The organism is Shewanella sp. YLB-07, from assembly GCF_009377275.1.
In genome coordinates this window covers 1-14,799 of the sequence record NZ_VOQB01000015.1, presented here as the reverse complement: position 1 = coordinate 14,799, position 14,799 = coordinate 1, and the positions used below count along the sequence as shown (strand labels likewise).

The 14,799-nt window shown below is 46.9% G+C and carries 10 protein-coding genes; 4 read left to right on the top strand and 6 right to left on the bottom strand.

The features are described from left to right. Positions 1–40 precede the first annotated feature (40 nt). Complete coding sequence (locus FS373_RS25415; protein ID WP_144044544.1) at positions 41–2,569, top strand: penicillin-binding protein 1A; 2,529 nt, start codon at positions 41–43, stop codon at positions 2,567–2,569. 157 nt (positions 2,570–2,726) lie between these two features. On the opposite strand, the gene argH is transcribed toward FS373_RS25415, so the two are convergent. The 5 genes from argH to argC all read right to left on the bottom strand — a co-directional run bounded on the left by argH (position 2,727) and on the right by argC (position 8,266). After that, positions 2,727–4,091 carry an argininosuccinate lyase gene (argH, locus tag FS373_RS25410; RefSeq protein ID WP_144044543.1) on the bottom strand — a complete coding sequence of 455 codons (1,365 nt, stop codon included), beginning with the start codon at positions 4,089–4,091 and terminating at the stop codon, positions 2,727–2,729. A gap of 71 nt (positions 4,092–4,162) precedes the next feature. After that, the gene (locus tag FS373_RS25405; protein ID WP_152830872.1) at positions 4,163–5,386 is read right to left on the bottom strand and encodes an argininosuccinate synthase; all 1,224 of its coding nucleotides are present in this window, start codon (positions 5,384–5,386) and stop codon (positions 4,163–4,165) included. A gap of 76 nt (positions 5,387–5,462) precedes the next feature. Next, positions 5,463–6,371 carry an ornithine carbamoyltransferase gene (locus FS373_RS25400; RefSeq protein ID WP_144044542.1) on the bottom strand — a complete coding sequence of 303 codons (909 nt, stop codon included), beginning with the start codon at positions 6,369–6,371 and terminating at the stop codon, positions 5,463–5,465. A 105-nt stretch (positions 6,372–6,476) separates the two neighbouring features. Then, positions 6,477–7,262, bottom strand: coding sequence for an acetylglutamate kinase (gene argB, locus FS373_RS25395; RefSeq protein ID WP_144044541.1), 786 nt, complete (start codon positions 7,260–7,262; stop codon positions 6,477–6,479). 23 nt (positions 7,263–7,285) lie between these two features. Beyond that, positions 7,286–8,266: an N-acetyl-gamma-glutamyl-phosphate reductase gene (gene argC / locus FS373_RS25390; protein WP_144044540.1), complete on the bottom strand. Its 981-nt coding sequence runs from the start codon at positions 8,264–8,266 to the stop codon at positions 7,286–7,288. A 264-nt stretch (positions 8,267–8,530) separates the two neighbouring features. On the opposite strand from argC, the gene argE reads away from it, so the two are divergent. The 3 genes from argE to FS373_RS25375 all read left to right on the top strand — a co-directional run bounded on the left by argE (position 8,531) and on the right by FS373_RS25375 (position 13,014). Then, entirely contained in the window at positions 8,531–9,682 is a 1,152-nt protein-coding gene (gene argE, locus FS373_RS25385) for an acetylornithine deacetylase (RefSeq protein ID WP_144044539.1), read from the top strand. 156 nt (positions 9,683–9,838) lie between these two features. Further along, entirely contained in the window at positions 9,839–12,472 is a 2,634-nt protein-coding gene (gene ppc / locus FS373_RS25380) for a phosphoenolpyruvate carboxylase (protein ID WP_144044538.1), read from the top strand. Beyond that, complete coding sequence (locus FS373_RS25375) at positions 12,472–13,014, top strand: DUF1439 domain-containing protein (RefSeq protein ID WP_144044537.1); 543 nt, start codon at positions 12,472–12,474, stop codon at positions 13,012–13,014. The genes ppc and FS373_RS25375 overlap by 1 nt, the downstream gene beginning before the upstream one ends. An 80-nt stretch (positions 13,015–13,094) precedes the next feature. Here the strand turns inward: FS373_RS25375 and FS373_RS25370 are convergent, their stop codons facing one another. Further along, positions 13,095–14,369 (bottom strand): CinA family nicotinamide mononucleotide deamidase-related protein, encoded by a 1,275-nt coding sequence (locus FS373_RS25370; protein WP_144044536.1) that lies wholly within the window; start codon positions 14,367–14,369, stop codon positions 13,095–13,097. Positions 14,370–14,799 lie beyond the last annotated feature (430 nt).

Here is a 14,799-nt window from a genome sequence, read left to right as displayed (position 1 = left end):
TATATACTGTTGTCCCTGCTATAAATATTGGAATTATCTGGTGAAGTGGTTTAAACGTATTGTCATCGCTATTTTTAGTTTAATCCTATTAGGAATAGGCGCCATTGCTGCAGCATATTTCTATGTATTACCCGATCTACCTGACGTAAATACACTGAAAACAGTTAAGCTACAGACTCCTTTGCGCATCTATAGCAGTGACGGAAAACTGATCTCACAATTTGGTGAGAAAAGGCGTATCCCCGTTGCCTTTGAGGATGTTCCACCATTACTTATCGATGCAGTTTTAGACACAGAAGATGCCCGTTTCTTCCAACATCATGGCATAGACCCTATCGGTATAACTCGCGCAGCTATCATATTGATCACCACAGGAAAAAAGAGCCAGGGAGCCAGTACGATCACCCAACAGGTGGCACGCGGATTCTTCCTCTCTCGAGAAAAGACATACATACGCAAAGTTAAAGAGATATTTCTAGCGATAAAAATTGAAAAAGCACTGTCGAAAGAGCAGATATTAGAGCTTTATCTGAACCGTTCTTTCTTAGGAAACCGTGCATATGGCGTAGGGGCTGCGGCACAAGTTTATTATGGTAAAGAGCTCGAAGAGCTCAACTTACCAGAGATGGCCATGATTGCCGGTCTTCCTCAAGCACCATCGGCAGCAAATCCAATCCGAAACCCTAGCAGGGCAACCAATCGGCGCAATTGGGTATTAAGCCGTATGTTGGAGAAAAAGAATATTACTCAGTCACAATATACTGAAGCTATTCAGGCTCCCATAACGGCAAAATACCATGGAGCAGAAATCAGCTTATATGCCCCCTATATTTCTGAGATGGCCAGAGATTATCTGGTTGATAAATTTGGTGAAGAGGAGGCCTATACCGGAGGTTATAATGTTTACACCAGCATAGACTCCAAGCTACAGCTAGACGCCCAACATGCACTTAGAAATAACGTTTATTCCTACGATCAAAGACACGGCTATCGTGGTGCTACCGCTGTTTTATGGACAGATACTCCACTCGAAACCTCTCATTTACTCACGCGACTCAAACAGACTCAGGCTTTCCAAGGCTTGGTGCCCGCCGCCGTAATGGGTATCGAAGAGCAGAGTGCATCCTTGCTCACCTCTTCAGGGGAAACAATCCAGATAGATTGGCAAGGTTTGAAATGGGCACGAAAATTCATTAGCAACAAACGACAAGGAAGAGCGCCTAAAACGGCAGGTCAAGTACTAAAAGTTGGCGAACAGGTCTGGTTACGCAATAATGGTGATTTCTGGCAGCTATCCCAGATCCCAGTCGTATCCAGTGCAATCGTGTCGCTCGACCCACAGAATGGTGCGATAGAGGCGTTAGTAGGTGGTTTTAGTTTTCACACCAGCCAATATAATCGTGTCACCCAAGCCAAGCGGCAGTTAGGCTCGAATATTAAGCCATTCATCTATACCGCTGCAATTGAGAAAGGTTATACCCTAGCGACGCTCATCAACAATGCACCCATCAATAATGCAGATACCAGACAAGGTACCGCATGGCGCCCTAAGAACTCCCCAGATCGCTACACGGGACCGACTCGATTACGTGTAGGACTAGCTCAATCCATCAACGTCATGTCGGTGAGGACCATGCGTTATGCTGGTCTGGATAAGGCTATCGATACCTTAGTCAAGTTTGGTTTCACCCGTGACGATATCCCCAGAAACGAATCTATCGCGCTAGGTTCGAACTCTGTAACACCGCTGCAGGTCGTCACCGCTTTCTCCACCTTCGCTAACGGTGGCTACAAGGTCGAACCTTACTTTATCGAACTCATTGAAGACTCCTACGGCACTGTGATTGAGCAATCTAGCCCGACATTAGCCTGTACCCCTAATGCCGAGCCACTGCCTATCAGTGATGATCCCTTTGCCGCTATGGCTGAAGAATTTAAACAGGCTGAACAGGTTACAGATGCAGATAGTTGCGGTGGTCCCGATGCTCGCTATGCAAAGAGGATCATCTCGGAGCAAACCGCATTCTTGGTCACGGAAGCGTTAAAGAGTGTAATTTGGGGCGGCGGTAACTGGAGCAAGGGTACTGGCTGGAATGGTACAGCTTGGCGAGCCTCACGCGTGGTTAAGCGCCGTGATATTGCGGGAAAAACAGGTACTACCAACGAATCTAGGGATACCTGGTTCAGTGGCTTCAACCCTAAGCTTGCAACAACCGTATGGGTTGGTTTTGATGATCACAGCAAGGAACTTGGCAGAACCAGCTGGGATGCCAATGGGGCTAAGGATCAGATCTCGGCTGCCGAAGCAGGAGCAAAAACCGCAGGACCGGGTTGGAATGAGTTTATGAAGGATGCACTCGCTGGCACGCCCGAGATCCCAACGACTCCTCCCAAGGGCATCATTTCTGTCAGAATAGATTTGGCCACGGGTAAATTAACCAGAAAAACGGATTACACTAGCTCATTCGAGTATTTTGTCTCCGGAACTGAGCCAAAAGAATTTGCCACAGGGACCAATGAGTCAAACGATATATTCATCGAAGATTCGGCCGATGAACTATTCCAATAAAGGTCTCTCGCTCACAAAACCAGTATAAAACACTAAATAAAAAGCACTATAGAGTGATTAACTCAATAGTGCTTTTTTAGTTATATATGTTTAAAATTAGTGACTTAATTTTGACATAGACTAAGAATATTTTTATTTTGGTCTATTTATTCAGTTTTCAAGTCAACTTACTGGTCAGTGCCGCTTTCACTTGAGGCAGCGAAGTACCTCCAAGGGCTTCTCTTTTTGCCAGACAAGACTCTATGGTCAGACAGGCATACACATCATCGGCTATAATATTTGAAAAGGCTTGTAGCTCCGCTAATTCAAAATCCTCTAGGGGTTTCTTCAACGCTATGGCTTTAACCACCACTTCACCCACTACATGATGCGCTTCTCTGAAAGGCATCCCCTTAGCCACTAAGTAATCGGCTAGTTCGGTCGAATTTGCATAACCTTGTTGGGCGGCTCTTAAGGTATTCTCACGATTAACCTTGAGGCCACTCAAGACGAGTGCCGCCATCTCGAGACAGATAGCCCAGCTATCCATAACATCAAACAGTCCCTCCTTGTCTTCCTGCATATCCTTGTTATATGCCAGAGGAAGCGCCTTCATCGTCGTAAGAATGCCAATCAGACTACCGTACACTCGTCCTGTCTTGCCCCTAATAAGCTCCAGAGCATCGGGATTTTTCTTCTGTGGCATCAGAGATGAGCCCGAAGTCACTTCATCATCTAAGTCGATGAAGCCCGCTTCACCACTGTTGAAGAAGATGAGATCTTCTGCCATACGACTAAGGTGCATCATGCTGATTGAGGCATCGCTACAGATCTCAATCACATGATCTCTGTCGGATACCGAATCTAAACTGTTAAGGGTCGGAGAGGCAAATCCTAATGCTTCGGCTAACTTGTATCTATCCATGGGATAAGCCGTACCAGCAAGTGCCCCGGTCCCTAGAGGACAGGTATCGGCCCGCTTGAGGGCATCTTCTAAGCGGCTAATATCACGCTCAAACATCTCTACATAGGCTAGACACCAATGACCAAATGCAATGGGCTGAGCACGCTGCAGATGGGTATAACCTGGCATAACAGCATCGAGCTCTCTTTGGGCAAGTTCGAGAAGTGCTTGTTTCAAGCCCTTTAGCAATACGAGCTGCTGTTGACCCTCCTTCTTGCACCATAGCTTAAGATCGGTAGCCACCTGGTCGTTACGGGAGCGACCTGTATGTAGCTTCTTACCCAGATCACCTACTTTAGCGATAAGTGATTGCTCGACGAAGCTATGAATATCTTCGGCGCCCGATGCCAAGATCAACTCTGGCTTATCTTCAACCTCGGCTAATAGGTCTTTCAACGCCTGCTGTAACTGAGTGCACTCTTGCTCAGTCAAGACACCGACCTGAGTAATGGCTTCGGCCCAGGCTATCGAACCGACAATATCCTGCTCAATCAAACGGTAATCCACAGGCAGTGAATCATTGAATAATTTAAACAGTGCACTGCTTTCCTGACTAAATCTTCCGCCCCATAATGCCATGCTGGTATCCTCATTTTTTACAAAAAAGGACGCTTAGCGCCCTTTATTTAAATTAAATAATCTGCCGCGATTTACAGAGCTTTCAGTGCTCTGATGCGACTAGAGAGCGAGTAGAGACGAATAAAGCCTTCAGCATCTTTCTGATTATACACATCATCTTCACCAAAAGTCGCAAATTCTTCAGAATACAGGCTGTTAGGTGAGCGCTTCTTAACCGCTTGAGCCTGACCCTTGTAGAGCTTAATAACGACTTCACCATTAACTAACTTAGCTAAGGGCCCGGAAGCTGCTAGTAAGGACTCACAAAGAGGAGTGAACCAACGTCCGTCATAGACCAGCTGAGCCATCTGCGCGCCAACTTGCTCACGCCACTCACGGCTCGTCTTGTCGAGTACCAACTCTTCGATGGCACGTAGCGCCGCAAACATCACAGTGCCACCTGGAGTCTCATAACAACCACGAGACTTCATGCCTACCAGCCTGTTCTCTGTGATATCTATTCTGCCTACACCATGGGCTCCTGCCACTTCGTTTAGCACCATGAGTGCCGCGTAAGGAGACAGGGCCTCACCGTTAACCTTAGTGATCTTGCCCTGCTCTAATTCCAGCGTCACATATTCCGGGGCATCCGGTGCATCTTCAGGTGCAACTGTCATGGTCCAAACACCTTTAGACGGTTCGTTCCACGGATCTTCCAACTCGCCACCTTCGTGTGAAATATGCCAGGCATTGGCATCACGACTGTAAATTTTGGTTATCGAAGAGCTTGTCTCGATATTACGCTCGGCCAAGTAGTCGAGCAGATCCTCACGACTCACCATCTCCCATTCACGCCATGGAGCGATCACTTTGAGCTCCGGAGCCAGTGCGGCGAAACAGCCTTCGAAACGAACCTGATCGTTGCCTTTACCGGTACAGCCATGACAGACGGCATCGGCGCCGACCTTACGTGCGATTTCTACCTGAGCCTTAGCAATAATAGGTCTGGCCATAGAAGTGCCGAGTAAGTAAGTACCTTCATAGATGGCGCCAGTGGCTATGGTTGGGTAGATATAATCGGCAACCAGTTCTTCTTTAAGGTCGACGATATAGCACTCGGAGGCACCCGAAGCAATCGCCTTGGCATGGAGGCCTTCGAGCTCGGCATCTCCCTGACCCACATCGGCACAGAAGGCAATAATTTCACAATTATCATAGGTCTCTTTTAGCCAGGGGATAATGGCCGACGTATCCAGTCCCCCCGAATATGCCAGAACAACTTTTTTCACATCTGTTTTCTTTACTTGATTCGACATCTTTGTTTCCTAATTCCTGATACTTGCTCACCGAAACTTCGATGAGAGATAAATATGTTTACGTCTAGAGCTTGTCTTACTGACCCAGCAAGGTCACGAGTACGGCGTTTTGTGCATGCATTCGATTTTCAGCTTGCTGCAAGATAAGTGAACCCTCACCATCGACCACCTCAGCTGTAGCCTCGACTTCACGATATGCTGGCAAGCAGTGCATGAAAAAGTTAGCGCCCGCTTTTTCCATCAGAGCAGCATTGACCTGATATGGACCGAACTTAGTTTTGATATCGGCCATATCAGTCTCGTCACCCATAGAGATCCAGGTATCTGTGTAAATAGCATCTTGCTCACCCATCGCCTCAATATCTGAGGTCAGAAACAGGGAGCCACCATGCTTAGCCGCTAGCGCTTGCGCCTGTACCACAACTTCTCCATCGGGAAAGTGCCCAGGAGGGCAAACAACCGTCATCTTAGCGCCGAGAATTGCGGCGCCGAACATCAATGAGTGGGTCACATTATTACCATCACCGATATAAGCGAGTTTAACTTGACTAACATCGTCAAACTTCTCAGATAAAGTGAGGAAGTCTGCTAAGCCCTGGCAAGGGTGGTAGAGATCCGATAGCGCATTAATCACAGGCACACTGCCATGCTCAGCCAGGCCTTCTATGGTCGAATGTAGATAGGTTCTCGCCACGATAGCGTCGGCCCAACATGATATATTGGCAGCAAAATCGGATACCGGCTCACGTTTACCTAAGGCACCATTTTGCTGATCCAGGTAGAGACAATGGCCACCAAGTTTATTGATGCCGATATCGAAACTAACACGAGTTCTCAATGAAGGCTTCTCAAATAACATCACCACACTCTTACCGTCCAAGGCATGACGATACTCGGCTGGATTAGCCTTAATTTTTTTCGCCAGGGACAATAGGTCTTTCAGTTGCTCTTGAGTTAGATCTTTTATCGATAACAGGTGGTTCATAGTTACTCTCCTCTGATTGGCAGCATAATCCAACCCTTATTCTGGTATTCAGTTAGCTGCGTCGCGGCTAGCTCAAATTTAATGATAATGATTTTAAAGTGAAAACTAGTTAGGTTGAATCTGTGTTCCCACCGACTGACCATTTGACAGGGCTAACAATTGCTCTGCACTTCTCCACGAAGCCACTTGTACTGGCTGGCCCATAAGTTCGGCGACGTCCAGTGCAGCCTCGACCTTCACTTTCATACCTTTCTCTATAACGCCTATATGAGTGAGCTCTGCTACCTGCGCCCTATTGAGACTCTTAATTAATTGGCCCTTGCCATCGAGCACACCCGAGACATCGGATAACAGCACTAGCTGACCATCGACAAGTTTTGCCAACACGGTCGCGGCTTGATCGGCATTAACGTTGAGTTGCTGGCCACTTGCGTCGATTGCAATCGAGCTAACAATCGGTAACCAAGCCTGAGAGAGAATAAATTCAAGATAAGTCGCATTCTTAGGTGAAACTTCACCGACAAATCCTAGCCTTTCATCTTTAATCTGAGCCGTTACAATATCGCCATCACCCAAGCTCATGCCGATGGCCGAAATACCGGACTTTATCGCCGCGGCTTGCAACAATTTATTCGCGGTTCCGGCTAGTGCACCCACTATGACAGGCACTTGTGCCGCAGGAGTGACCCTTAGTCCGTCTAATTTCTCAGTTTCCATACCATTGGCAGTGAGCTGTTCATCGACGATGCAGCCGCCCCCATGTACCAAGATAATCTTCTGCCCCTTGGCAATCATCTTAGCCACAGTATCCATCAATCTGTTCATGCCCATCTCACACTGCAGTAAGGCACCACCAACTTTAATCACTAATGTTTTGTTACTCGTTGACATAGTTATCTACTCGCCTAATGAAATTAGTATTTAAAATGAATCTTTATGCACTGATGAGCCTGACTAGCTGCGCCTTTCATCAAATTATCAATTGCACTCGCAACCACCAGATAACCCGTCTGGAGATCGAACTTCCATCCCAGATGACAATTGGGTGTATTGACCACATCATCCACCTTAGGAAATTGGTTGTGCTTCACCGTAACAAGAGGCGCGTTATCATAAAATGAGTATGCCTTGGCAATATCAGCTTCAGTGGTTCCCGCAGCGAGCTGTGTGGTAATTGTCGCGAGTATGCCACGTTTAAAATTACCTAAGTGTGGAGTAAAAATCACTTCCTGACCTAGCTGAGTGGCAATTTCAGGCTGATGCCTGTGGCCCAATACTCCGTAGGGCGTTAAACTCACTTCACAAAAACTGGTTTGAAGTTGTGCCTTTCTACCGGCTCCTGTGACACCGCTCACGGCGTTGATCACAGGCAGCGTACTGGTTAACAAAGATGCTAATGGCTTTAATGCGGTGAGCGATGCAGTTGGATAACACCCTGGGACGGCGATCATCTTACTGTCGGCAATCTCGGCACTATTCCACTCGGCAAGGCCATAAACGGCATTAGATAATACTTCAGGATAGTCATGCTCGAAGCCATACCATTTGGGGTACAGAGCCTTATCGGCAAACCGATAGGCACCGCTTAAATCGAATACTGCCAGACCTTGTTCATAAAACCAGGCCGCCAGATGTAAACTGACATTATGATCGGTCGCTAATACTACTGCATCGGCTTGTTCAACAATTAAAGTCTTAGCTTCTTGCGATAATGGAGAGAGGCATAATGAGATATGACTATATACGGGATAGAGCTCAGATAATGGCTTACCTTTGTCTAAGCTATTCTCAGAAACATACAGACCTTGAATCTTCAAGTTTGCATCGGCATAAATAAGAGAGGTGATCTGTGCGCCCGTGTAACCACTAGCGCCGATAATGGCAATGCTTTTCATAATCTATGACTTCTTAATTTTTGAACGAGATAAAAGGAAAAAGAGGGGGCACAACTTAAGCCCTGGTAGAAACACCAATGTTGACAAGTTTATCGTCGCAGGAAGTCTGTTAATGTGACCTTTTTGTTAATTTTAGTGTATGAAATTATCATTTTTACTCTCAGTAATTAGCACTGTATTCTGGTACTCGCCTTAGCTGTTTGCTAGACTACCACAGCTAACTATTTATGCAATATATTTGAATATATATTTTAAAGGTGAAATATGACCCAAATTCCAGATCTGAAAACGAGTTTTACTCAGCTCATAGCGACACCTTCAATTAGCGCTCTCGAAGTCGAGCAAGATATGAGTAACCAAGGCGTGATAGATCTATTGCATACCTGGTTCAATGATCTAGGCTTTCAATGTAAGATTCAAGCCGTACCGAATTCCCGTAATAAACATAACTTCATCGCCTCCTTTGGCGCTGGTAGTGGTGGTCTTCTACTCGCCGGCCACACAGACACAGTACCATTCGATGAGGGTCGTTGGAGCCAAGACCCATTCACTCTAACGGAAAAAGATAACCGCTGGTACGGCCTTGGCACATGCGATATGAAGGGATTCTTTGCCCTCATATTAGAAGCGCTAAAAGATATGCCACTGAAGAATTTCAAACGTCCTCTACACATATTAGCCAGCGCCGATGAAGAAACCACCATGAATGGAGCTAAAGCCTTTGCCGAGGAAAAATCTATCTCACCCGATTACGCCATCATCGGCGAACCAACCAGCTTAAAACCCGTTTATATGCATAAAGGCCATCTGACTCAAGGCATAAGAGTCACGGGTCGAAGTGGCCACTCTTCTGACCCTGCAAAAGGGCTAAATGCCATCGAAATAATGCATCAAGTGATGGGACAACTGCTGAAACTCAAGCAACATCTAGCCGACAACTATCATGAAGACGCATTTAGCGTACCTTATCCAACGATGAATTTCGGTCATGTACATGGCGGCGATGCAGCCAACCGAATCTGTGGCTGCTGTGATCTGCATATCGATATTCGCCCACTACCTGGCCTGGCATTAGAAGAGCTCGAGCAGTTAGTCCTTAATTACCTTGCACCTATCAGTGCTCAGTTTCCCGGCAGTATTCAAGTTGCACCGCTTTATCCAGGATCCGAGCCTTTCGCCGGCAACGCACAAAGCAGCTGGAGTAAACTGGTGGCAGAGTTATCTTCGAGCAGACCAGAGGTCGTTAACTACGCGACCGAAGCCCCCTATATTGCTAAACTGGGTTGCCAAACCTTAGTATTAGGCCCAGGCAGTATCGAACAGGCTCATCAGCCCGATGAGTTTCTCGACACCGCCTATTTGAAACAAACCGTCGAGCTGCTCAAACAGCTCATCTATCACGCCTGTATTAAATAGGCTCTCTTGCACTAAATGCCACTCGAGACTAAATTGTTATTCCAGTCTTAAGTGATATGGCACGCATAAGCTCACAATATCTGGGTTGTCTATATTGACCTAAGCCGTTAACCCTAGGTATTGTGGTCGATTAGCGAAATTCTTTATGGAGTAAGTATGGCTGATATGTATGCGTCTTTAAGGTCTAACGTTGGTACCTTAGGACAGATTTTAGGTGACACAATACGCACCAATTTAGACGATGCTTTTCTCGATAAGATAGAGCAGATCCGTCAATTAGCGAAAAGCTCCAGACAAGGGGATGAGACCTCACGAGATGAGATGCTCAAGTTACTCACCGCACTACCGGATAAAGAATTAGTGCCCTTTGCGAAAGCATTCAACCAATTTCTAAACTTGGCCAATATCGCCGAGCAATTCCATACCATCAGCCGCAATTGCGACGAGTTAGTATGTGTTCCCGATCCAGTAGAGCAGTTATTAGGTAGAGTGTTGAGCAGCAATATCGATCAAGAGAAGATGCTCGATTGCCTGCAGAACCTAGATATCGATCTGGTATTGACCGCTCATCCGACAGAGATATCCCGCCGAACCCTGATCCAAAAATATTCATCGGTTATCGATAGTCTCGCCGCACTTGAAAACCCACAACTTAGCCAGCGAGAGAAGAAACAACAGCATCTTCGCCTAAGGCAACTCATCGCTCAGATCTGGCATACTAATGAGATACGCCACGAGCGACCAACTCCGGTAGATGAAGCCAGATGGGGCCTTAGCACCATAGAAGTCTCTCTCTGGCAAGCTATACCGGATTTTCTCAGACAGCTCAATGAGCAAGTAGAAGAACGTACCGGCAAGCAGCTACCTATCGACATTTCACCAGTGCGATTCTCCAGCTGGATGGGTGGAGATCGTGATGGCAACCCGTTTGTCACGGCCCTAGTCACACAAGAAGTACTAGACAGAAACCGTCACACCGCGGCGCGTTTATATCTGAAAGATATCGTTTTACTGGTCAATGACCTCTCTATGGAAGAGGCTAACGATGAACTATCCGCGTTAACTAACAATAGCCACGAGCCCTATAGAGATGTGCTCCGCGAACTCAGAGTTAAACTGCGTAACACCATAGATTACCTCAATGAGCGCCTCGAAGGCCATAATCCTGAAGTGGATCACAGCTCCATCATCTGGCATGAGAGTGATCTCAAAGAGCCACTGATGATGCTATACAAGAGCCTGTCCGATACGGGTATGAGCCTGATTGCCAACGGCCTCTTGTTAGATATGTTACGTCGCATAGCCTGTTTTGGCATACATATGCTCAGACTCGATATCCGCCAGGACGCCGAACGCCACAGTGATGTTATTGCCGAGTTGACCCGCTATCTGGGTATGGGAGACTTCAACCACTGGGATGAAAATGAGAAGCAAGCATTCCTCTTAAGGGAGCTCACCAGTAAACGTCCGTTAATCCCCACGAATTGGCAACCGAGTGCCGATGTCGCCGAAGTCATAAGCACCTGTCGACTGATAGCGACCCAACCTGCAAGGGCTCTTGGTTCCTATGTGATATCTATGGCAAGCAAGCCATCGGACGTGCTGACTGTATTACTTCTACTCAAAGAAACAGGCTGCCCTCATCCAATGCGAGTGGTGCCACTGTTTGAGACTCTGGACGACCTCAATAATGCTGCAACTTGTATGTCGGCACTCTTCGCCATCGATTGGTACCGTGGATATACCAAAGGCCATCAAGAGATAATGATCGGCTATTCAGATTCAGCCAAAGACGCCGGCGTTATGGCGGCGGCGTGGGCTCAATATCATGCTCAGGAGCAACTGGTTGAGATAAGCCGACAAGCCGATGTGAAGCTCACCCTGTTTCATGGACGAGGTGGTACCATTGGCCGTGGGGGCGGGCCCGCTCATGAAGCAATTCTGTCTCAACCTCCTGGATCTGTCGATGGGCGCATCCGCGTGACCGAGCAAGGTGAGATGATCCGTTTCAAGTTTGGTTTACCCAAATTAGCCGTTCAGAGCTTAGCCTTATATACCTCGGCAGTAATGGAAGCGACCTTACTTCCACCACCAGAGCCTAAGCCAGAATGGCGTGCCTGTATGCAACAGCTAGCCGAAGAATCGGTGAAGGCCTATCGTGCAATCGTCAGAGAAGAGCCAGATTTTGTGGCATATTTTCGCGCCGCGACTCCCGAAGTCGAGCTAGGGAAATTACCTCTGGGTAGTCGTCCGGCAAAACGTAAGGTCGACGGCGGTATTGAAAGCTTACGTGCTATTCCATGGATCTTTGCCTGGTCGCAAAATCGCTTGATGTTACCTGCCTGGCTAGGTGCTGGTGAGGCACTTCAGGCTGCAATAGACAGAGGTGATATGGCTTTACTACAAGAGATGGAGCAAGAATGGCCCTTCTTTAAGACCCGTATATCTATGCTAGAGATGGTTTATGCCAAGGCCGAACCTAATTTGGCTAAATACTACGAGACCTGTCTGGTACCGGAGAACCTTCATCACCTGGGCGAAGCATTACGTGAAAGATTGGCCACGGGTGTTAAGGCCGTATTAGAATTGACTCAATCTGACACCTTGATGTCCCATACTCCATGGAACAAGGAGTCGATTACCTTACGTAACCCGTATATCGATCCACTGAACTTCATGCAGGCCGAATTATTAGCCAGAACACGCAAGGAAGATTCATCGACTAATGTTGAACTCGCCTTAATGCTCACCATTGCCGGTGTTGCTGCTGGCATGAGAAACACAGGTTGATGAAAATACTCAGCCTTACAGTTGGCTTTATCTTGCTGCTTTTGACTGGCTGCGTCAGTCAATACAGCATCACAGAGAGCGAGTTAGAAGATTATCTATCGGATGAGATTCATTTCGAAATTAAAGAGGGTAATCAACTCTTTGGAATCGATATGCGCATCAATAATATCGAAGTCAAATTGGGACATAAAGCAGATATTATGGCGGTCTCGGCTTTGAGTATCATCAAGGTACGTAACCCCTTGATGCCATTCAAAGCCGAACTGGAAACGACCTTTGAGGCAAAGCCTTGGTATGACGCTGCGAACCATAGCGTCTATCTCAAAGATCTTAAGCTAGTCGAGATAAAATCTAGCCCAAAAGACTTCGATAAGGCCATCCAACAGTTTTCTCCCCAACTGATGCTCTTCTTAACTCAGTTTCTGGAAACTCAGCCTGTCTATGTGCTCGATACCAATGAATCTAATCAGGCACTCATTGCTGAGATGACTAAACGCATCCAGGTACAACCAGGAAAACTTCAGTTAATCTTTGACGAATGAGTTCAATTATCTAAGCAGATTGCAATCAAGACTCGCTTGATTGCAATCTGCTATCTTTTAGGCTATTTCCTGTTCCAACCTTACTTACTGAATCTGCTAAAAGACGAGTAATCCACGATAACAGCCTCACCTAAGAGCTCACGCCTTAGCATGTCATAAGCCACTGCAGTACTTAATGCTCTCACTAATGCACGGGAACGACTCGGCAGTTTCAGCATCTGACTATGTACACCATATTTAGTTGCCAATGCTATCGCTACAGTCCCAACTGGCTTATCTGCCGATCCGCCTTCCGGACCAGCAATGCCACTGGTCGCAAGTGCGTAATTACTACCTAATATATTACGGGCTCCCTTGGCCATCTCTTCCACAGTTGCAATAGATACTGCGCCGTAATCATCCAGAGTCTGAGGATTAACCCCGAGAACTTTGACCTTAGCTTCATTGCTATAAGTGACTAAACCATGATCTAAGTATGAGGAGCTACCAGGGAATGCAACCAAGCCACTGGTGATCATGCCACCGGTACATGACTCGGCAACGCTGAGACTAAGTCCTGAGTTTACTAATTTATTATGGATCTCTTGATCCAGTGTAGTGACATTTTCCGCCACAACCGCATTACCCAATAAAGCCTTGATCTCAGATTCAATTCTAGGCAAAGAAGTGATTGCAGTTGCACCTCGTGCAAACAGCTTAATCTCGATATAAGGCATATAAGAGCGATAACCTAAGATGATTCCTTCGGGTAAAGGAATAGCCTCCAATCGATCTGCGAGTGCAGACTCACCGTTACCCAGAGTGAGCAGCTTCTTCACAGCAACCGAAGTCGAAGCCGCAAACCTATCCTCAACGAAGGGAATAAACTGCTCAGTGACCATGCGCTTAAATTCAAATGGTACCCCAGGGGTAAAGAACAACCAGGCACGATTGAACTTTACGGCGAAGCCACAAGCTGTGCCAACCGGGTTATCAATCATCAGAGCTGACTCAGGTAGGAATGCCTGCTTAAGATTACTCTCGGCCATAACTCGGCCATTACGGGCGTACCAATCTTCAAGCTTAGTACGCCACTCGGTATTCTCGACTAAAGGAACCCCCATAGCCAAGGCCATAGCCTCAGTAGAAAGATCATCACTCGTCGGGCCTAAGCCACCATTAACCAGTATGATATCCGCTTCTAAGCTACGCTCTTTAAACACCGCAATCAGATCTTCCAGGCGATCACCGACAGTCACCCGTCGCTGACACTCAATTCCCTTGTCCATAAGCGTATTAGCAAACCAGGCGGCATTGGTATCCACTATCTGTCCCGCTAACACCTCTTCGCCCGTACATATCATCTCTAGCTTCATCGATACACCATAAACCAGCAATCCATTAATAGCAGTTAAAGTAACAAGCCCACTATCAATAGCAATACCTGCTAAGGATTTAATTGAGAATACGTTCATTTAAAATGACAGAGAGATTTAATAGATCAGCAAGGCTGGTCAAAAGTAAAAATGACGAACATACAGTCGTAGCGCGTAGCAGGTTTGCTGCAGCTGGGGAGCAAGCCACATGGGTGTCTGGAAATGGCCCGGCTTGGAATCGTCATGATACTTGCCGAAGGCCGAACCACATGGGGGCGGAGAAGTAGCGCTTTGGATGCGGAAACAAAGAGCGGAGGCGCCTTCCAATGGCCCGGCTTCGGGCAAGAGCTTCCCCCTACTAGCATATAAAAGGATGCATGCTGCGCATACGCTATCTATATTCCCCATGTGAGAAGCTCATTTCAAAAGC

Bases quoted from the DNA above. Each gene is read 5' to 3' on its own strand.
- argH (WP_144044543.1), bottom strand. From the start codon at position 4,091: ATGGCATTATGGGGCGGAAGATTTAGTCAGGAAAGCAGTGCACTGTTT.
- FS373_RS25405 (WP_152830872.1), bottom strand. From the start codon at position 5,386: ATGTCGAATCAAGTAAAGAAAACAGATGTGAAAAAAGTTGTTCTGGCA.
- FS373_RS25400 (WP_144044542.1), bottom strand. From the start codon at position 6,371: ATGAACCACCTGTTATCGATAAAAGATCTAACTCAAGAGCAACTGAAA.
- argB (WP_144044541.1), bottom strand. From the start codon at position 7,262: ATGTCAACGAGTAACAAAACATTAGTGATTAAAGTTGGTGGTGCCTTA.
- argC (WP_144044540.1), bottom strand. From the start codon at position 8,266: ATGAAAAGCATTGCCATTATCGGCGCTAGTGGTTACACGGGCGCACAG.
- argE (WP_144044539.1), top strand. From the start codon at position 8,531: ATGACCCAAATTCCAGATCTGAAAACGAGTTTTACTCAGCTCATAGCG.
- ppc (WP_144044538.1), top strand. From the start codon at position 9,839: ATGGCTGATATGTATGCGTCTTTAAGGTCTAACGTTGGTACCTTAGGA.
- FS373_RS25375 (WP_144044537.1), top strand. From the start codon at position 12,472: ATGAAAATACTCAGCCTTACAGTTGGCTTTATCTTGCTGCTTTTGACT.
- FS373_RS25370 (WP_144044536.1), bottom strand. From the start codon at position 14,369: ATGAAGCTAGAGATGATATGTACGGGCGAAGAGGTGTTAGCGGGACAG.